We start from the raw sequence: 18,593 nt of genomic DNA on the forward strand, positions 1-18,593 counted from the left end.
CCCACAGTAGTTTGCTGTGTGACTTAGATAGCATTCACACCAGGAACCCTGTGGGAGCGGGCTTGCCCGCGAAGAGGCCAGTTCAGGCACTAGAGAATCAACCCGCCAGCAACCACACCCCGGTCGCCGCCGAAGCCGCGCCCGCCAGTCGAACCAGTGGTGCTGCCGCCAGCGGCAAGGTCCGCACCAGCGCATAACCTACCGCATGCAGCACCGCCGTCGCGGCGACAAAGCCTGCGGCATAGGTCCATGGACTCGACATGTCCGGCAGTTCCAGCCCATGCGCCACACCATGAAACAGCGCAAACAACGCTGTCGCACCTACCGCCATCACCAACGGTGGACGCACAGCCAGCGCCACCGCCAACCCCAAGGCCAATAGGGAAGCGGCAATCCCGCTCTCCAGTGCGGGCAGGTTCATTCCTTCAAAGCCCAGCATCCCGCCAATCAGCAGGGTCCCGACGAAGGTGCATGGCAGCGCCCAGCGCGCAGCACCTTGCTGCTGTGCGGCCCACAGGCCGACCGCGAGCATCGCCAGCAGGTGATCGAGACCGCCAAGGGGATGGCTGATACCGGCGATCAAGCCATTGTCGCCGTGCCCCGGATGGGCGAGGGCAAGGGCTGGCGTCAGCAGCAGGGCCAGGGCGCCCAGAATGCGTTTCAGTGTCATGGATAAGCTTCCTTGTTGAAGGGGTGATCAGGCCGCGGTCAGCAAGCCCTGGCGTTCGATGAAGGCGATAATCTGTTCCAGACCCTGGCCGGTTTTCTGGTTGCTGAAGACAAATGGCTTGCCGTTGCGCATGCGCTGGGTGTCGCTGTTCATCATCTCCAGCGAGGCACCGACGAGCGGCGCCAGGTCGATCTTGTTGATCACCAGCAGGTCGGATTTGCAGATCCCCGGTCCACCCTTGCGCGGCAGCTTGTCGCCAGCGGAGACGTCGATCACGTAGATCGTCAGGTCGGACAGTTCCGGGCTGAAGGTCGCGGAGAGGTTGTCGCCTCCGGACTCCACGAGAATCAGGTCCAACCCCGGAAAACGGCGATTGAGTTGATCCACGGCTTCAAGGTTGATCGAGGCGTCTTCGCGGATGGCCGTGTGCGGGCAGCCGCCGGTTTCCACGCCGATGATGCGTTCCGGTGCCAGGGCTTCGTTGCGCACCAGGAAGTCGGCGTCTTCGCGGGTATAGATGTCGTTGGTCACCACGGCCAGGTTATAGCGCTCGCGCAGGGCCAGGCACAGGGCCAGGGTCAGGGCGGTTTTGCCGGAACCGACCGGGCCGCCGATGCCCACGCGCAGGGGTTGTGTGTTCATGTGATTCTCCAAAATAACAGGCCCTAGGAACGGAACAGACGGCTGTACTGGCGCTCATGGGCCATACACGCCAGGGACAGGCCGAAAGCGGCGCTGCCGTAGTGATCGGGATCGATTCGGGTGGCGTTCTGTTGAGCCTGTTGAAGTAGCGGCAACAGTTCGCTGGTCAGGCGTTGGGCGGCTTGCTGACCCAGTGGCAAGGTCTTCATCAGCACCGCCAACTGGTTTTCCAGCCAGCTCCATAGCCACGCAGCCAATGCGTCCTGCGGGCTGATCTGCCAGGCGCGTGCGGCCAAGGCCCATCCCAGGGCCAGATGGGGCTCGCTGCGTTGTTCGAGGAAGGTGCGTGCGGCTGAGTCGAGTTCCGGCAAGCCGTTGAGCAATTGCTGCAACGAGTAACCCATCTGCCGGCTTTCCTGATGCAGCTCGCGGGTTTCGCGACTGGCGCGATGTTCCTCGCAGCGTTGCAGCAATTGGCTCCAGTTGTCCTCGTTGGCGGCCACGCAATGAGCAAGCAACAAGGGTGCTTCGAAACGTGCCAGATTCAACAGCAACTGATCGCTGATCCAGCGTCGCGCACTGTCGGGGTCGTTTACCCGGCCGTTATCCACAGCCATTTCCAGCCCTTGGGAGTAGCTGTAGCCGCCAATCGGCAATTGCGGGCTGGCCAGGCGCAGCAGCGCCCAGGCCGGGCTCATGGGCGTACGCCGAACTGGTGCAGTTTCGGCGCGTAGTTGAAGTCTTCATCACCGTGGCGCGAATGATGATGGCCACCGCCGTAGGCGCCATGTTCCGGCTGGAACGGCGCTTCGATGTTCGAGGCCATGGCACCGAGTTGTTCGAGCATGGCCTTGAGCACGTAGTCGTCGAGCAGTCGCAACCAGCCGTCGCCGACTTGCAGGGCGACATGGCGGTTGCCCAGGTGATAGGCCGCGCGAGTCAGTTCGAAGGCATTGGCGCAGGTGACGTGCAGCAGTTGCTCGGGGCGGGCGCAGACACGCACGATCCGCCCGTCTTCGGCTTGCAGGCATTCGCCGTCATGCAGGGGCGGTTGGCCACGCTCCAAAAACAACCCGACGTCTTCGCCCTCGGCACTGAAACAGCGCAAACGGCTTTTGCTGCGGGCTTCGAACGTCAGGTGCAGTTCAGCGGCCCAAACGGGTCGGGGGTCGATTCTGCGATGAATCACCAGCATCGGAAGGCTTCCAGCAATGGACGATGCTCAGGCTAGAGCAAGGGGCTTGCCAATCGACAGGATGCGTAGGAAATGGCTGACGGAGGCGTAGGAGGGGTATCGATTGAGTGGGCTTTTTGGTTGAAGTTGGTGCGTTGTTTTTGAGTTACGCACCAAGTTGAAGCGATGCAAGTTCATTGTGGGAGCGGGCTTGCTCGCGAAGGCGGTGTACCTGTCACATCAATGTTGAATGTGCCGGCGCTTTCGCGAGCAAGCCCGCTCCCACAGGGATATGGGCTTCCTCAAGAGGTTACTCGGTGCTGCCGAGCCCTTGCCAATGCTTGAGGCCGATAAAGATGAAGCGCAGTTGCTGGGTGATCTTGGCCTGGGGCGTCAGGTGCTCAGGCAAGGCCTCGGCGGGCGGATCGATGATGTCCGGCAGGGTGGCGAACACGCTTTTGACGATCAGGTCCGCCATGACGCTCAGGTCGGCGATGTCCAGGTGCTGCAGTTTCGGCATCAGTGACAAATCCGCCGCCAGGTCCGAACTGATGCCTTCACGCAGACGGCCAATGGCCTGGCGCACCGGCAGCGAACCGCCGTATTGCTCGCGGGCGAGAAACAGGAACTGCGAGCGGTTGGCGCTGACCACGTCGAGAAAGATCCGCACCGAGGCATCGATGATGCCGCCCATCACGAATTCGTTGTGCCGTACCAGGCGAATGGTTTCGCGGAAGGTCTGGCCGACTTCGCTGACCAGCACCAGGCCCAGTTCATCCATGTCGGCGAAATGGCGGTAGAAACCGGTCGGTACGATGCCGGCGGTTTTCGCGACTTCACGCAGGCTCAGGCTGCCGAATCCTCGGCCGCCGTCCATCAGGCGCCGGGCAGCGTCCATCAGGGCATTACGGGTCTGTTGTTTCTGTTCGGCGCGGGGCAGCATCGCAAGGGCGTTTTCTGGACAGGGACGCGGCGCACTCTAGCAAATCGGCTTTGCCGGCGTCGAACGACTGTGAGGGATCAAGCGGGGAAGTGCGGCAGTTATCAAGCGGGGGTGCTGAAAAGTCAAAAGCCCAATCCGGGGATTGGGCTTTTTTTCTGGGCGGCCATGGGGCTTAGCTCAGAGTGCTGTTGCGTTCGATCACACGGTCACCACCGCCTTCAGCGAGGGTTTGACCTTGTGGAGTGCGATCCGAACCGTCGGCAGCGAGGGTTTGACCTTGTGGGGTGCGGTCCGAACCGTCAGCGGCGAGGGTCTGGCCTTGTGGGGTGCGATCCGAGCCGTCAGCAGCAAGGGTTTGACCTTGTGGGGTGCGGTCCGAACCGTCAGCGGCGAGGGTCTGGCCTTGTGGGGTGCGATCCGAACCGTCAGCGGCGAGGGTCTGGCCTTGTGGAGTACGGTCAGAGCCATCTTGAGTGATCAGGCCTTTTTCTTTCAGGCGATCATTACCGCCTTCGGCAAGGGTTTGACCCTGAGGAGTACGGTCGGAGCCATCGGCGGCGACGGTCTGGCTGAACACCGAGTGGTCTTGTTTCACTTGTGGGGTGGCCTGGTCAGCTGCTGGCAGGGCAAAAGCAGTGCTGGCCAGCATCGAGAGTGAAAGGCTAAGCAGTAATTGGCGTTTCATGATTGTTGTGCTCCTCGGGGGTGCGAAAAAGTGGGTACGAGGGCAATGCTACTCTCGATAAATCGATATAAAAGTTCATAAACGCAATGGTAATAATCAACGGAATTGATTGTTTGCTGGGGAGGCTCTAGGACGGGCGTTTCCGGCGAGTTGTCTTGCACCGGTTTGGGTATTTTCGACCCATATCTGAAGTGTAAAAGTGCGGGGTCGGTAACGCTGTTCGACTGATGGGTCAGTATTGGACTGGCTGAATTCGGTGAAATCGGCCTATCGATTAAACCTGCCGGGTTTTTATCAGTCGTAGACTTCATGGCGAGCCGCTTCCGGCTCACCGTTTCACCTGTGCGTCGCAGTCGGGGCGCTCAGTCGTATCAGGAGCTCTGTGCAATGACGCGCACCCAAAAGACGTTTGTCTGGACCCTATCCACTTTCCTTACCCTGTTGGCGTTGCTGGTGCTGATCATCGTGTTCTTCGACTGGAACCGGATCAAACCGCCGCTCAATGCCAAGGTTTCCGAAGAACTGCACCGCGCTTTTGCCATCAACGGCAATCTGTCGGTGGTCTGGCAGACCGAGCCCGATGAAAGCGGCTGGCGCGCCTGGGTGCCGTGGCCCCATGTTGTGGCCGAGGACCTCAGCCTGGGTAACCCGGACTGGTCGAAGCAACTGCAGATGGCCACTCTCAAGCGTGTCGAGTTGCGCATCTCACCACTGGCTTTGCTGGCACAGCGGGTGGTGATCCCGCGTATCGACCTCGCCGAGCCGAATGCGCAGCTGCAACGCCTGGCCGACGGGCGCGCCAACTGGACGTTCAAGTTCGACCCCAAAGACCCGAACGCCGAGCCTTCCAGTTGGGTGCTGGATATCGGTGCGATCGGCTTCGACAAGGGCCACGTCACCCTCGACGACCAGAGCCTGAAGACGCAGCTCGACGTGCTGATCGATCCGTTGGGCAAGCCGATTCCGTTCAGCGATATCGTCGGCGACAAAGCGGCGAAAGCCGCGCAGGAAAAGGGCTCGTCCCCCCAGGATTATGCGTTCGCTCTCAAGGTCAACGGCCAGTACCACGGTCAGAAACTCGCGGGCCAGGGCAAGATTGGCGGGCTGTTGGCGTTGCAGGATGCGGCGCGCCCGTTTCCGCTGCAGGCACAGGTGAAGATTGCCGATTCCAGCGTCGAACTGGCAGGCACCCTGACCGATCCGCTGAATCTCGGCGCCCTGGACCTGCGCCTGAAACTGGCCGGCACCAGCCTGGGCAACCTCTACCCGCTGACCGGCGTGATCCTGCCGGACACGCCACCCTATGCCACCGACGGCCACCTGATCGCCAAGTTGCACGAGCCGGGTGGCGCGGTGTTCCGCTATGAAGAATTCAACGGCAAGATCGGCGAGAGTGACATCCACGGCAGTCTGACTTACGTCGCCAGCCAGCCACGGCCAAAACTCAGCGGCGCGCTGTTGTCCAATCAATTGCTGTTCGCTGACCTAGCGCCGCTGATCGGCGCCGATTCCAACGCCAAACAGAAGGCCCGTGGCGGTGACAGCAAACAACCGGCGGACAAGGTGCTGCCGGTCGAAGAGTTCAAGACCGACCGCTGGCGCGATATGGACGCCGATGTCGAGTTCACCGGCAAGCGCATCGTGCACAGCGAAAAATTGCCATTCAACGACCTCTATACCCATCTGGTGCTCACCGATGGCGTGCTCAGCCTCGAACCGCTGCGCTTCGGCGTGGCCGGCGGCAAGCTGGACGCGCAGATTCGCCTGAACGGCCACACCGATCCCCTGGAAGGCCACGCCAGGCTCACGGCGCGGGGGTTCAAGCTCAAACAGTTGTTCCCCGGCTTTGAACCGATGAAGACCAGTTTTGGCGAACTCAATGGCGATGCTGATATCAGCGGGCGCGGTAATTCGGTGGCCAGGCTGCTGGGCAGCGCCAATGGCGATCTGAAGATGCTGATCAACGATGGGGCCATCAGTCGCGAACTGATGGAGCTGGCGGGCCTGAACGTCGGCAACTATGTGGTTGGCAAGATCTTTGGCGACAAGGAAGTGAGGATCAACTGCGCGGCCGCCGACTTCGGTATCCAGTCCGGACTGGCAACCACCCGGTTGTTCGTGTTCGACACCGAGAACGCCATCGTCTACATCGACGGCACCGCTAACATGGCGACGGAACAACTGGACCTGACCATCACCCCGGAATCCAAGGGCTGGCGCCTGATTTCATTGCGTTCGCCGCTGTATGTGCGCGGCAAGTTCATCAAACCCGATGCCGGGGTCAAGGCCGTGCCGTTGATGCTGCGTGGCGCGGGAATGGTGGCGCTGGGCGTGATCGCCGCACCGGCGGCAGGATTGCTGGCGCTGGTGGCACCGAGTGGCGGTGAGCCGAATCAATGCGCACCGTTGCTGGAGCAGATGAAGTCGGGCAAGGCGCCTGTCACCGTCAAGCCAGGCAAATGATTGGGCGTCTTTAGGGGCCCCTTCGCGAGCAGGCTCGCTTGTATGGTAGGACTTGAAGGGAGGAGGAGGGACAAGGCTCGATTCTGACTGTTGACGCAGTACAGACCGTGGGAGATATCGCCCCTCCTCCTTTCACCCAAGCGCCGATAAAGAATGCATCTGGCTAGACCGACGATAGGAACAAGCCTGCGCCTCTGGGTGAGCCCTTCAAGTGCTCAAACCTTATCCCGGAGGAAATCCTGTGGCAATGCCGGTCTCTCTATCAAAACCGATCGTGGGTGTGGATGTCGCCAAGAATGAACTGGTGATTTATCAGTCTGATGGTGATTTTCTTGAAGAGATTGCCAACACCAAAACATCCATCAAGCAGTGGCTGAAGGCGTTGTCGGGGACGGTGGCTATTGCCATTGAGGCGACCAACATCTACCACCTGGACTTCGCTGATCTGGCCTATGAGGCCGGTTGCACGATTTACATGGTGGGAGGCTATGAACTCAAACATTATCGCGAAGGCGTGAAAATCCGCGCCAAAACCGACGCGCTGGATGCCAAGCTACTGGCTCGTTACCTGAAGAACGAAGCCGAGGAGTTGCGTCCTTGGACCCCGCCCTCACCGCTGTACCGCCAGCTCCTGAGCCTTTTCCGCCGTCGCGCAGCCTTGGTCCAGGCCAGGGTCGGCCTGGTGCAGAGCTGGTCGAATGAGCCGCTGCTCAAGGCGGCTTTTGCCGAGCAAGTGAAGTCCATGCAGCAGCTTGAGACGCTGATCGAAAAGACGATCAACGATCAGCTCAAAGAAGCCGGTTTGCTCGGTCAATTGAAGCGCTGCCTGAAAGTTGAGGGTATTGGTTTTTTGACTGGGGCCCGCTTGATAACCGCATTTCAGCGAGGGGATTTTAGAAACGCGGATGCATTTATCGCCTTCCTGGGCATGGATTTACGGGTGGCGAAATCAGGACAGAAAGACGCTCGCCGCAGTTTGACCAAGCGCGGTGACCCCGAGGCCCGCCGACTTCTGCACAATGCAGCGATGTCGGCTAGCCGTACGAAAGCCTGGAAAGGGTATTACGAAGAACAAAGAACTCGGGGGTTCAGCACCACTCAGGCGTTGGTGATGCTGGCTCGCAAGCTTGCTCGGGTGGTATTCGCCTTGCTGAAAGGGCAAAGCGAATATCAACCAAAAAGCCAGTTGAGGGCTTTCCCTCAACCATAGAATCTCCCACAATGATCTGAGTATGCAGAACCAATGTGGGAGTGAGCTTGCTCGCGATGGCGGCCTGACAGGCGCAACCATTCTCACGCCAGAGCATGTCCCGACGCCAAGGCCTCTTCACGCAGCCACGCAAAAAACGCCCGAACCGGTGGATGGCGTTCGCGTCCCGGCACGCACAGTGCGCTGTAGCCGGCGCCATCGACCTGGATGTCTCCCCGGTACGGCAACAACAGACCACTGGCCACGCTTTCCGACACCAGAATATTGCTGGCCAGTACCAGGCCCTGCCCGGCAATCGCCGCTTGCAGGGCGTAATGCTCTTCGTCGTATTCGCGCACCGCTGGCCGACCGCTCAGCCAGGTTTCGCCCGATTGCGCGCACCAGGCCTCCCAGCCGTGGGCATAGAGTTTCGAGTTGTGCCAGCGCACGCTGATCAGCGTCGGGGCCCGGTTCAACGCCAGCGCCACTTGTTCGGGCGAACCGTAGACACCGAAGGACTCATCGAACAGGCACTGGCCATACAGGTTGGGGTAGTCGTCGAGGCTGTAGCGCAGCACCAGATCGACACTGGCGTCCTGATGCAAATCGATGACTTCGCAGTGGGTGTCGAGGCGCACGTTGATGTTCGGGTGCCGGGCGTAGAAGCGTCCCAACCGAGGTACCAGCCACAGTGCGGCGAAGGCTGCGGTGGTGGAGACCGTCAGGTTGGCGCCGCTGCGTTGCGGGCGCAGGGTATCGACACTTTGCGCCACTTCGAGGAAAGCCCCGTGCAGGCTCTGGAACAGCCGTTCGCCGCATTCGGTCAGGCGCACCTGGCGTGGCAGGCGTTCGAACAGCGGCACGCCGAGCCAGCTCTCCAGGGAACGGATCTGATGGGACACCGCCGTCGGGGTGACGGACAGTTCTTCGGCGGCGGCCTTGAAACTCAACAGGCGTGAGGCGGATTCGAAGGCGCGCAGGGCGGTCAAGGGCAGCGAGGCGAACATCGGAAGCTCCACAGGTGAAATAGATTCACCTTGGCTGATTTTTACTCATTTGAAGGGGCGCAGCTACGAGCTTCAAGCTGCAAGCCACAAGCCGTTTGAGTTTAGCCCTGAGGAGAGACAGATGAGTAAAATTCTTGCCGTTCATGCCAGCCCCCGTGGCGATCGTTCGCACTCCCGGCGTTTGGCCGAAGTGTTTCTGTCGACCTGGCAGGCCCGTCATCCACACTCGTCACTGACCCGGCGCGAAGTCGGTCGGGCGCTGATCCCTCCGGTCAACGAGGCATTCGTGGCCGCCGCGTTTTACCCCGAGCCCGACGCACGGCCACTGTCGATGCAGGCCGACTTGGCGTTCAGCGACGAATTGGTCGGCGAACTGCTTGGCCATGATGTGCTGGTGATTTCCACACCGATGCACAACTTCAGCGTACCCAGCGGCTTGAAGGCCTGGATCGATCAGATCGTGCGGGTGGGTCTGACCTTCGATCACACCCTGGACAATGGCGTGGCCCAGTACCAACCGTTGGTGCAAGGCAAAAAAGCCCTGATCATCACCAGCCGTGGCGGCTTCGGTTTTGGTCCGGGCGGCGAGCTGGAAGCCATGAACCATGCCGATACACTATTGCGTACGGTGCTCGGCTTCATCGGCATCAGCGATGTCACGGTGGTCGCTGCCGAGGGCGAGGAGTCCGCCGAGCGCAGCTTTGAGATCTCTGCCGCCGAGGCTGAGCAGCGCTTGCTGGCGCTGGCCGGGGAGTTCTAGATGGCTTGGGTGTTTCTGCTGGTCGCCGCCGGGTTCGAAGTCATCTTCGCCATGGGCATGAAGTACGCCGAGGGCTTCACCCGGCTCTGGCCTTCGCTGATCACGGTGGTGGCCGCTGTGGGTGGGATCTACTTCCTGACCCTGGCCATGCGCGAGTTACCCGTGAGCATCGCGTACCCGATCTGGACCGCCATCGGTTCGCTGGGCACGGTGTTTCTCGGGGTCGCGCTGCTGGGGGAAAGCCTGAGCGTGATCAAGCTGGTCTCGGTCGGGCTGATCGTGGCGGGCGTGGCGGGGTTGAAGTAGGGCGGATGACATAGACTTGTCGTCGAGTTGTCATCTTCGCAGGCGTAGCTTGGCGGATGTCTTGCATTGCGCTTGCGTCACCACCCGACCACAAGGATGTCCACCCATGTCGCAAGGTTCTACCCCGCGCTACCCGCTGGTGCTGGTCCCGGGAATGCTCGGGTTCATCCGCCTGGTGCTTTATCCGTACTGGTACGGGATCGTCGAGGCGCTGCGCCGTGGTGGGGCCGTGGTGTTCGCCGTGCAGGTCTCGCCGCTTAATTCGAACGAAGTACGCGGCGAGCAATTGCTGGCGCGCATCGACGAAATCCTGCGGGAAACCGGGGCCGACAAGGTCAACCTGATCGGTCATAGCCAGGGCTCGCTGACCGCCCGTTACGCCGCGGCCAAACGCCCGGACCTGGTGGCATCGGTGACCTCGGTGGCGGGGCCGAACCATGGTTCGGAGCTTGCCGATTATCTGCACAAGCATTACCCCCATGACAGCGTCCGTGGTCACCTGCTGTGTTTTTTGCTGCGGATGGTCAGCGCGCTGATGGGGTTGCTGGATACCGGTTACCGCGGGCCGAAGCTGCCGGTGGATATCCATGCGTCCCATCTCTCCCTCACCAGCGCTGGCGTCGCGCTGTTCAACCAGCGTTATCCACAGGGCTTGCCTGAAACCTGGGGCGGTCACGGGCCGGAAGAGGTCAATGGCGTGCGCTATTACTCCTGGTCCGGCACGTTGCAGCCGGGCATCACCGATCGCGGGCGCAATCTGCTGGACGGTACCAACCGCAGTTGCCGGTTATTCGCCAAAACCTTCGTCCGTGAAGCCGGGCATTGCGACGGCATGGTCGGGCGCTACAGCTCGCACCTGGGCACGGTGATTGGCGATGAGTATCCGCTGGATCACTTCGATATCGTCAACCAGTCGCTGGGGCTGGTGGGCAAGGGGGCCACGCCGGTGCGGTTGTTTGTCGAGCATGCGGCGCGACTGCAGGCGGCGGGTTTATAAGATCAAAAGATCGCAGCCTGCGGCAGCTCCTACAGGGGAACGCATTCCAACTGTAGGAGCTGCCGAAGGCTGCGATCTTTTCAATCAGGCAACACCGACCTTACGCCCCAACACTGTCGTCCAGCGCTCGGAAACAATCACCCCACCCAGGGTCAACACCCCGCCCACCAGGTGGTACATCGCCAGTTGTTCATGCAGCACCACCGCTCCAATCAAGGCGGTAATCAACGGCAGCAAATTGAAGAACTGCGTGGTCCGGCTCGGCCCCAAACGTACCACCGCCTGCATCCACGCCAACGGCGCGACCATCGAAGCCAGCAGGCAGGCGTACAGCACCAGCGGAATGTTCTGCAGGGTCGGGCCGACTTTCGGTGAGGCGAGGAACAGCGGAAACAGCACCACCACGGCCACCAGCACCTGCAGATACAAGAGCACCAGCGGCGGCAGTTTCAGCTGCCATTTTTTCAACAGGGTGCTGTAGACCGCGTAGGCCAGGGTGGCGATCAGCATCATTGCGTCGCCCAGGTTGACCCCGTGTTCGAGCAATGCGCCCAGGCTGCCGGACGACACCACCACCAAGACGCCGGCGAACGACAGCACCGCACCGGCCAGGGCACCCATGGTCAGGCGCTGGCCGAGGCTGATGATCGCCATCGCGAGCGACATCAGTGGCATCAGCGACAGGATGATGCCCATGTTGGTGGCCGAGGTCAGGCTCGCGGCGAAGTACGCCAGGCTTTGATAGACCGCCATGCCAAGAACACCGAGGACAAAGATCTTGCCCAGTTTCGGGCGGATCAGCGGCCAATGGGTGAGCACCGGCTTGAGCATGAAGGGCGTGAACAGCAACCCGGCCAGCAGCCAGCGGTAGAAACCGATTTCGGCGGGGAAGATCGCCCCGGCCGACATTTTGGTGATCACGGTGTTGCCGGCCCAGATGAAAATGGCCAGCAGGGGATAAGCGTATTGCATCGGGAAAAACCAGAACGTTAATGAAGTGCAATTATCCGCTTGTCTGGATGCAAGCCTATACTTCAATCCAGACAAGTCGCCCCTGATGACGGACAGCATGAGCAGTAAACACATCGACCTGCTGGATTTCAGCGAACTGCCGTCGGCGGTGTACTTCCGCTACGCCGACTTTGACGCCCACGAATACGCCGCCCCCCACCGACATCCCTGGGGCACGCTGGAATATGCAGCCCACGGCGTACTGCACATGGACGTCGAGGGCAGCCGCTTCATGTCGCCTCCGCAATACGCGGTGTGGGTGCCGCCACAGATCGAGCACAGTTTCTATAGCCACCAACCGGTCAACTACCGCGCCGTGTGCCTGGCGCCCAAGGTGTGCGCCGATCTGCCGTCGCGAGCCTGTACCCTGGCCATCAGCGACATCCTCAAGGCGATCCTCAAGGACTTCGCCGCCCGGGATGTGCAAATTCCCGAGCAGGCCGCCGACCAGCGTCTGGCCCAAGTATTGGTGGATCAACTGCAACAGGCCCCGGTGCACGAGTGCTACTTGCCCTACGCCAGCAGCCCCGGATTGCTGGGGATACTGGAAGCATTGCAGGCCGACCCTGGGGATAACCGGCCGCTGGCGGAATGGGCCGCACGCATCCATGTCAGCGAACGCACCCTGGCGCGGCAGTTCGTGCGGGAGCTGGGCATGAGCTTCGGTGAGTGGCGCCAGCGCCTGCGTTTTCTGGCGGCGATCGAAGCGCTGGACAGCCCGCGCAGCATTCAGGAAATCGCTTTCGACATGGGCTACAGCACCGGCTCGGCGTTTATCGCGATGTTCCAGCGCCAGGCCGGGTGTACGCCGGAGCAGTATCGGCGCAGCCATCTGGAGAACAGGAAGGTGTAACAGGGGTTGTCTACACTTCAGTACGAGGCCGCGCCCCTCGGTGTGGCAACAAGGAGAAAACTCCATGAAGAATTTGCGTGTCCCGTTGTTGATGATCGGTTTGCTGCTCTGCTCCCAGGGCTTCGCCGCCACAGCCCAACAGGAAAAGATGACTACCTGCAATGCCGACGCCACGGCCAAGAGCCTCAAGGGCGACGAGCGCAAAGCTTTCATGAGCACTTGCCTGAAGGCTACTCCGGCGGCAAACGATGCCGGCAAGGCCTTGACGCCGCAGCAGGAGAAAATGAAAACCTGCAACGCCGACGCCGCCACCAAAGCCCTCAAGGGTGATGAGCGCAAGGCGTTCATGAGTGATTGCCTGAAGAAAAAATAATTCACAGGGATCAACTCAGTCGAGTGTGGGAGCGGGCTTGCTCGCGAAGGCGGTGCTTCAAACAGCATTGAAGTTGACTGACACGACGCCTTCGCGAGCAAGCCCGCTCCCACATCTGATTGATGGCGATTTTCAGATATGTGTACGACGATCCGCGATGGGACCCGCACTCGAGCTGCCATCCCACTAAGGTCGACCCACACAATCCTAGTGCTCGCACCGGATCGCTGGCAGACTGCCAATCCTTTTTACGCCGTTCGTTTTTGAGGCTGTATGCCAACGTTTTCTCAGCGTCAAATTTTGCTGGTCATCAGCTGGGTCATCATTTTTGGCGGGCTGCTGCTGGTCCTGCCGCTGCGGTTGCTGCCGAGCCTGCTCGCCGGGTTGCTGGTGTTCGAACTGGTCAACATGCTCACCCCGCAACTGCAACGGCTGATCGAAGGCCGGCGTGCGCGCTGGCTGGCGGTGGCATTGCTGGGGACTCTGATTGTCAGCGTACTGTCGCTGATCTTTGCCGGTGCCTTCAGCTTCCTGCTGCATGAGGCGGAAAACCCTGGCGCTTCCCTCGACAAATTCATGGGGGTGGTCGACCGCGCACGCGGGCAACTGCCGCCGTTCATCGACGCCTATCTGCCGGCCAGTGCCGCCGAGTTTCGTGTGGCCATTGGCGAGTGGGTCAGCAAGCACCTGAGCGAATTGCAGCTGGTAGGCAAGGACGCGGCACACATGTTCGTGACCCTGCTGATCGGCATGGTGCTGGGCGCGATCATTGCGTTGCAGCGTGTGCCGGATCTGACCAAGCGCAAACCGCTGGCGGCGGCGCTGTTTGATCGACTGCACCTGCTGGTCCAGGCGTTTCGCAACATCGTGTTCGCCCAGATCAAGATTTCTCTGCTCAACACCTTCTTCACCGGGATTTTCCTGGCGGTGATCCTGCCGATGTTCGGCATCAAGCTGCCGCTGACCAAAACCCTGATCGTGCTGACGTTCCTCCTCGGCCTGCTGCCGGTGATCGGCAACCTGATGTCCAACACCCTGATCACCATCGTCGGTCTGTCGCTGTCGATCTGGGTCGCCGTCGCGGCGCTTGGGTACCTGATTTTTATCCACAAGCTCGAATACTTCCTCAACGCGCGCATCGTCGGCGGGCAGATCAGTGCCAAGTCGTGGGAGTTGCTGCTGGCGATGCTGGTGTTCGAGGCCGCGTTCGGCCTGCCGGGGGTGGTGGCGGGGCCGATTTACTACGCGTATCTGAAGAGTGAGTTGAAGCAGGTGGGGATGGTTTAAGAGCAGCTACGAGCCTCAAGCTTCAAGCTGCAAGTCAAAGCCAGGAGCGAACACCGCACCTGCTCCTACTTGAAGCTTGCAGCTTGAAGCTCACAGCTGCTTTTCAACCGTAACGTTTCGCAGCCTCGATCGCCAGACCGCTGCCGATACTGCCAAAGATGTTCCCTTCCACATGCCGCGCCTTCGGCAGCATCGCCGAAACACTGTTGCGCAGCGCCGGAATGCCGCTCGAACCGCCGGTGAAGAACACCGTGTCGACCTGATCGACCCGAACGTCGGCGTCTGTCAGCAATTGAGTGACGCTGTTGCGTACCCGCTCCAGCAGGTTGTCGATGGCCGACTCGAACAGGGCACGGCTCAAGTCCACGCTCAGGCCCGCTTCAATGCGGTCCAGCGGCACGTGGCGGTTGTCGGCGTGGGTCAGCTGGATCTTGGTTTCTTCCACTTCCATCGCCAGCCAGTGGCCAGCGCGCTGTTCGATCAGCTTGAACAGGCGATCGATGCCGCCGGTGTCCTCGATGTCGTAGCGCATGCTGCCCAGGGCCAGTTGCGATTTTTGCGAGTACACCGAGTTGATCGTGTGCCAGGTCGCCAGGTTCATGTGATGGCTGGTGGGCATGTAGGCGCCGCTCTTCATCCGGCTGCCGTAGCCGAACAGCGGCATCAGGCCGGCCAGCGAGAGTTGCTTGTCGAAGTCGGTGCCGCCGATGTGCACGCCGCCGGTGGCGAGGATGTCGTCCTGGCGGTTATCCACAGCACGCCGCTCCGGCGACAGACGTACCAGGGAGAAGTCGGACGTACCCCCGCCGATGTCGACGATCAGTACCAGCTCTTCTTTCTCGATGGTCGACTCGTAGTCGAATGCCGCGGCAATCGGTTCGAACTGGAACGAGACTTCCTTGAAGCCGATCTTGCGCGCCACGTCGACCAGGGTGTCTTCGGCTTCCTTGTCGGCCATCGGGTCGTCATCGACGAAGAACACCGGGCGACCCAGCACCACTTCTTCGAATTCCCGACCGGCGGCGGCTTCGGCACGGCTCTTGAGCTGGCCAATGAACAGCCCGAGCAGGTCCTTGAACGGCATGGCCGTGCCGAGGACGCTGGTGTCGTGCTTGATCAGCTTGGAGCCCAGCAGGCTCTTGAGCGAGCGCATCAGGCGGCCTTCGTAGCCTTCCAGGTATTCGTGCAGCGCCAGCCGGCCGTACACCGGGCGACGTTCTTCGATATTGAAGAAGACCACTGACGGCAGGGTGATCTTGTCGTCCTCCAGCGCGATCAGCGTTTCCACGCCGGGGCGCAGCCAGCCGACGGTGGAGTTGGACGTGCCAAAGTCGATACCCACGGCACGGGCTGGAGATGCGTTGTTCATGTCTTTCAGGTTCCGGTTAAAAAACGGCCGCGCAGTGTATGCCAGTGCGCGCCAGATTCGAAGGCCGGTTATCTGCTAATTCTTCGCAAACAATGCCTTGAAAGATGGGGCATCCCCCCCAAACTACCCTGCATCAACCGGACAGCGGCGGGCGTGCTCGCAAGAAGCCCCGCCGGCTGCCGATAAACTTCTGCTGCGCCGCCCGGTCACAATTTTGAGATCGGTCAAACCAACGGCTGCAAACAAGCGCATGCTGTGGCCCGTGGCGCGATTTGATAACGGATGGTGATTCCCGCGATGGACTTCAAAGACTATTACAAGATTCTCGGTGTGGAGCCGACCGCAGACGATAAGGCGATCAAGGCCGCCTATCGCAAGCTGGCGCGCAAATACCACCCTGACGTCAGCAAGGAAAAGGACGCCGAGGCCAAGTTCAAGGACGCCTCGGAAGCCTATGAAGCGCTGAAAAGCGCCGACAAACGCGCCGAATACGATGATCTGCGCCGCTATGGCCAGCACGGCCAGCCGTTCCAGGGACCGCCGGGCTGGCAGAGCCGTGGCGGTTTCGGTGGCGGTGGCCAGGACACGGGCGATTTCTCGGACTTCTTCAGTTCGATCTTCGGCAACCGTGGGCCGGGTTTCAGTGGCGGTGGACAGTCGCGTCGCAGCACCGGACGTCGAGGGCAAGACGTGGAAATGGAGCTTGGGGTTTTTCTCGAAGAAACACTGTCGACCGAATCGAAGAAGGTCACCTTCCAGGTACCGCAGTACAACGCGGCCGGCCAGCATGTGAGCAACACCAGCAAAAGCCTGAACGTGAAGATTCCGGCCGGTGTGGCCGACGGCGAGCGCATTCGCCTCAAGGGGCAGGGCGCTCCGGGCGTGGGTGGCGGCGCCAATGGCGACCTGTACCTGACGATCCGTTTCGCACCGCACCCGAAATTCGACGTCGAAGGCGATAACCTGATCATCACCTTGCCACTGGCTCCGTGGGAGCTGGCGCTGGGGGCCGAAGTCGCCGTGCCGACCCTGACCGGCAAGATCAACCTCAAGGTGCCGGCCGGCAGCCAGAACGGCCAGCGCATGCGCGCCAAGGGCCATGGCCTGATGAACAAGACCGGTGAGCGCGGTTACCTGTTCGTGCAATTGAAGGCCGTGATGCCGAAGAAATCCGACGATGACATCAAGGCCCTGTGGCAGGAACTGGCGAAAAAAGCCGCATTCGACCCGCGAGAGCATTTTTGATCCCTTAGAACCAAGGAGTCACTGACAATGAGCAGTCCCCTGATCGTTCAACTGGACATGGCAGAATTCTGTGAGGCGACCGAGCTGTCGGACGTCTACGTGATCGAAATCGTCGAGCACGGCATCCTCGAACCTCAGGGCGCTCAGCCCAAGGACTGGCTTTTCAACGACTATGAGCTGACCCTGGCCAAGCGCGCCGCCAAGCTGCGGCGCGACCTTGACCTGGAGTGGGAAGGCGTCGCCCTGGCGCTGGACCTGCTTGAAGAAGTGCAGCAGCTGCGCGCCGAGAACCGCATGCTCAAGCAGCGCTTGGGACGGTTGCTGGTCGAGTAGGAGCTGCCGCAGGCTGCGATCTTTTGATCTTGTGTTTCATTGCTCCTGCTGATGCAAAGCTTCAAAAGCAAAAGATCGCAGCCTTCGGCAGCTCCTACACGGGGGGGCTTCAGGTTTTGCGTGGCAATACCACGGTGAAGGTCGTGCCATCCCTCTCACTGGAGCTGACTTCAATCGTCCCCTGATGGGCGTCGACCACTTCCTTGACGATAAACAACCCCAACCCAAGGCTGGTAGTGGGCTCGCCGAGTTCTTCGCTGGCACTGCGCACCAGTGGGTCGAAAATGGTCGGGATCGCATCGCCGGGGATGGGGACTCCGTCGTTCTGCACCGTCAGCCGAACGCTGTCGGCCTCGCCCTTGAGGGTCAAGGTCACTTCACGCTTGCTTGAGCCATGCTGCAAGGCATTGCCGATCAGGTTTTGCAGCATCTGATCGAGCCTGCGCGGGTCCCAGGTACCGCGGGTGTCACCCTGCACGGTCAGGGTCGGATCGCACTCCGGTTGACCGGCACAGGCCCGCGCAATCGCCTCCCGTGCCGCTTCGGCCAGGTCCATGGGCGCCGGTTCGATCGGCAGGTGCTTGCCCAGGCGACTGCGCACCAGTTCCAGTAAATCCCCGACCATCACCGCCAGATGTCCGGAGCTGCGCTGGATATTGATCGCGCACTTGAGCGCATCACCTTCCAGTGCGGCTTTGCGCAGCAGGATTTCGGTGGACATGCTCACCGCCTGCAGGGGCGCGCGCAGGTCATGACCGAGGATCGCGAGGAAAATGTCCCGGGAGCGGTTGACCATTTCGGCATAGGCGGCGGTGGATTCGGCCAGGGCTTCGTCGATGGCTTCGTTGAAGCGGATCATGTCCTGGAAGTAGGCCAGGTCAGGCGATTGCAGGCTGTTGACCCACAGGCGGATGACACAGGCGCGCAAATGACGGAATTCACTGGTCATCTGCACCAGGTCAAAACCCACGGTATGGCGCAACTCGCCATGGCTGGCACCGGCCTCGTCGAGGCTCGGGGTTTTCTCCGGGCCTTCGCCGCGTGCCTTGGCCGCTTGTTCGGCGGGTGTCTGGGGTTTGCACATGTCCCGGGCCGCGGCCAGCAGGATCGACCGGGCATGGTCGCGCAAGGCGGCGCTGTCCATGGATTCGGCGGCCGGGGTGATGGTTTTGGCGAACTGCTCCCACTCATCGACGATGCGATCAACCTGTAGCACGATGAATTCGGAAAGACGCATGGTGGTTACCTGAGCATGAATCGGGGGGGCAGCGAATCGAATAGTAGTC

At 60.9% G+C, this 18,593-nt stretch carries 20 protein-coding genes; 10 read left to right on the top strand and 10 right to left on the bottom strand.

Features of this window, described 5'->3' with window-relative positions; translation table 11 throughout:
* Positions 1 to 97 precede the first annotated feature (97 nt).
* From ACEN83_RS02070 to ACEN83_RS02095, 6 genes are all read right to left on the bottom strand, one after another.
* The gene (locus tag ACEN83_RS02070; RefSeq protein ID WP_495579365.1) at positions 98 to 670 is read right to left on the bottom strand and encodes a HupE/UreJ family protein; all 573 of its coding nucleotides are present in this window, start codon (positions 668 to 670) and stop codon (positions 98 to 100) included.
* Between the two features lie 27 nt (positions 671 to 697).
* Complete coding sequence (gene ureG / locus ACEN83_RS02075; protein WP_007979691.1) at positions 698 to 1,312, bottom strand: urease accessory protein UreG; 615 nt, start codon at positions 1,310 to 1,312, stop codon at positions 698 to 700.
* A gap of 23 nt (positions 1,313 to 1,335) precedes the next feature.
* Positions 1,336 to 2,010: an urease accessory protein UreF gene (locus tag ACEN83_RS02080; protein WP_495579366.1), complete on the bottom strand. Its 675-nt coding sequence runs from the start codon at positions 2,008 to 2,010 to the stop codon at positions 1,336 to 1,338.
* Positions 2,007 to 2,507 carry an urease accessory protein UreE gene (gene ureE, locus ACEN83_RS02085; RefSeq protein WP_116582482.1) on the bottom strand — a complete coding sequence of 167 codons (501 nt, stop codon included), beginning with the start codon at positions 2,505 to 2,507 and terminating at the stop codon, positions 2,007 to 2,009. Before ureE ends, ACEN83_RS02080 begins: the two co-directional genes overlap by 4 nt.
* A gap of 289 nt (positions 2,508 to 2,796) precedes the next feature.
* Positions 2,797 to 3,429 carry a TetR family transcriptional regulator gene (locus ACEN83_RS02090; RefSeq protein ID WP_007979686.1) on the bottom strand — a complete coding sequence of 211 codons (633 nt, stop codon included), beginning with the start codon at positions 3,427 to 3,429 and terminating at the stop codon, positions 2,797 to 2,799.
* A gap of 172 nt (positions 3,430 to 3,601) precedes the next feature.
* Positions 3,602 to 4,114, bottom strand: a complete 513-nt coding sequence (locus tag ACEN83_RS02095; protein ID WP_126048950.1) for a hypothetical protein — start codon at positions 4,112 to 4,114, stop codon at positions 3,602 to 3,604.
* Positions 4,115 to 4,501: 387 nt separating this feature from the next.
* Between ACEN83_RS02095 and ACEN83_RS02100 the strand changes: the two genes are divergently transcribed.
* Positions 4,502 to 6,577 carry an AsmA family protein gene (locus ACEN83_RS02100; RefSeq protein ID WP_495579367.1) on the top strand — a complete coding sequence of 692 codons (2,076 nt, stop codon included), beginning with the start codon at positions 4,502 to 4,504 and terminating at the stop codon, positions 6,575 to 6,577.
* 247 nt (positions 6,578 to 6,824) lie between these two features.
* Entirely contained in the window at positions 6,825 to 7,787 is a 963-nt protein-coding gene (locus ACEN83_RS02105; protein WP_495580838.1) for an IS110 family RNA-guided transposase, read from the top strand.
* A gap of 83 nt (positions 7,788 to 7,870) precedes the next feature.
* On the opposite strand, the gene ACEN83_RS02110 is transcribed toward ACEN83_RS02105, so the two are convergent.
* Positions 7,871 to 8,785, bottom strand: coding sequence for a LysR substrate-binding domain-containing protein (locus ACEN83_RS02110; RefSeq protein WP_495579368.1), 915 nt, complete (start codon positions 8,783 to 8,785; stop codon positions 7,871 to 7,873).
* Between the two features lie 109 nt (positions 8,786 to 8,894).
* On the opposite strand from ACEN83_RS02110, the gene ACEN83_RS02115 reads away from it, so the two are divergent.
* The 3 genes from ACEN83_RS02115 (at position 8,895) to ACEN83_RS02125 (ending at position 10,836) form a co-directional block, all read left to right on the top strand.
* Positions 8,895 to 9,533: an FMN-dependent NADH-azoreductase gene (locus ACEN83_RS02115; RefSeq protein WP_495579369.1), complete on the top strand. Its 639-nt coding sequence runs from the start codon at positions 8,895 to 8,897 to the stop codon at positions 9,531 to 9,533.
* Entirely contained in the window at positions 9,534 to 9,839 is a 306-nt protein-coding gene (locus ACEN83_RS02120) for a DMT family transporter (RefSeq protein WP_495579370.1), read from the top strand.
* A gap of 106 nt (positions 9,840 to 9,945) precedes the next feature.
* Positions 9,946 to 10,836: an alpha/beta fold hydrolase gene (locus ACEN83_RS02125; RefSeq protein ID WP_495579371.1), complete on the top strand. Its 891-nt coding sequence runs from the start codon at positions 9,946 to 9,948 to the stop codon at positions 10,834 to 10,836.
* A gap of 84 nt (positions 10,837 to 10,920) precedes the next feature.
* On the opposite strand, the gene ACEN83_RS02130 is transcribed toward ACEN83_RS02125, so the two are convergent.
* Positions 10,921 to 11,808, bottom strand: coding sequence for a DMT family transporter (locus ACEN83_RS02130; RefSeq protein ID WP_495579372.1), 888 nt, complete (start codon positions 11,806 to 11,808; stop codon positions 10,921 to 10,923).
* Positions 11,809 to 11,905: 97 nt separating this feature from the next.
* Between ACEN83_RS02130 and ACEN83_RS02135 the strand changes: the two genes are divergently transcribed.
* From ACEN83_RS02135 to ACEN83_RS02145, 3 genes are all read left to right on the top strand, one after another.
* Positions 11,906 to 12,700, top strand: a complete 795-nt coding sequence (locus tag ACEN83_RS02135; protein ID WP_495579373.1) for an AraC family transcriptional regulator — start codon at positions 11,906 to 11,908, stop codon at positions 12,698 to 12,700.
* 64 nt (positions 12,701 to 12,764) lie between these two features.
* On the top strand, positions 12,765 to 13,073 hold the full coding sequence (locus tag ACEN83_RS02140; RefSeq protein WP_007979669.1) for a PsiF family protein: 309 nt from the start codon (positions 12,765 to 12,767) through the stop codon (positions 13,071 to 13,073).
* 273 nt (positions 13,074 to 13,346) lie between these two features.
* Positions 13,347 to 14,360, top strand: coding sequence for an AI-2E family transporter (locus ACEN83_RS02145; RefSeq protein ID WP_007990865.1), 1,014 nt, complete (start codon positions 13,347 to 13,349; stop codon positions 14,358 to 14,360).
* A gap of 103 nt (positions 14,361 to 14,463) precedes the next feature.
* On the opposite strand, the gene ACEN83_RS02150 is transcribed toward ACEN83_RS02145, so the two are convergent.
* Positions 14,464 to 15,729, bottom strand: a complete 1,266-nt coding sequence (locus ACEN83_RS02150; RefSeq protein WP_102673138.1) for an Hsp70 family protein — start codon at positions 15,727 to 15,729, stop codon at positions 14,464 to 14,466.
* Between the two features lie 297 nt (positions 15,730 to 16,026).
* Between ACEN83_RS02150 and ACEN83_RS02155 the strand changes: the two genes are divergently transcribed.
* Both ACEN83_RS02155 and ACEN83_RS02160 read left to right on the top strand, forming a co-directional pair.
* A complete protein-coding gene (locus tag ACEN83_RS02155; protein ID WP_116582473.1) occupies positions 16,027 to 16,974 on the top strand; it encodes a DnaJ C-terminal domain-containing protein in 948 nt (315 codons plus the stop codon).
* Positions 16,975 to 17,001: 27 nt separating this feature from the next.
* Positions 17,002 to 17,307, top strand: a complete 306-nt coding sequence (locus ACEN83_RS02160; RefSeq protein ID WP_495579374.1) for a chaperone modulator CbpM — start codon at positions 17,002 to 17,004, stop codon at positions 17,305 to 17,307.
* A gap of 109 nt (positions 17,308 to 17,416) precedes the next feature.
* Here the strand turns inward: ACEN83_RS02160 and ACEN83_RS02165 are convergent, their stop codons facing one another.
* The gene (locus ACEN83_RS02165) at positions 17,417 to 18,544 is read right to left on the bottom strand and encodes a sensor histidine kinase (protein WP_116582472.1); all 1,128 of its coding nucleotides are present in this window, start codon (positions 18,542 to 18,544) and stop codon (positions 17,417 to 17,419) included.
* Positions 18,545 to 18,593: the final 49 nt, after the last annotated feature.

The organism is Pseudomonas sp. Pseusp49, from assembly GCF_059491875.1.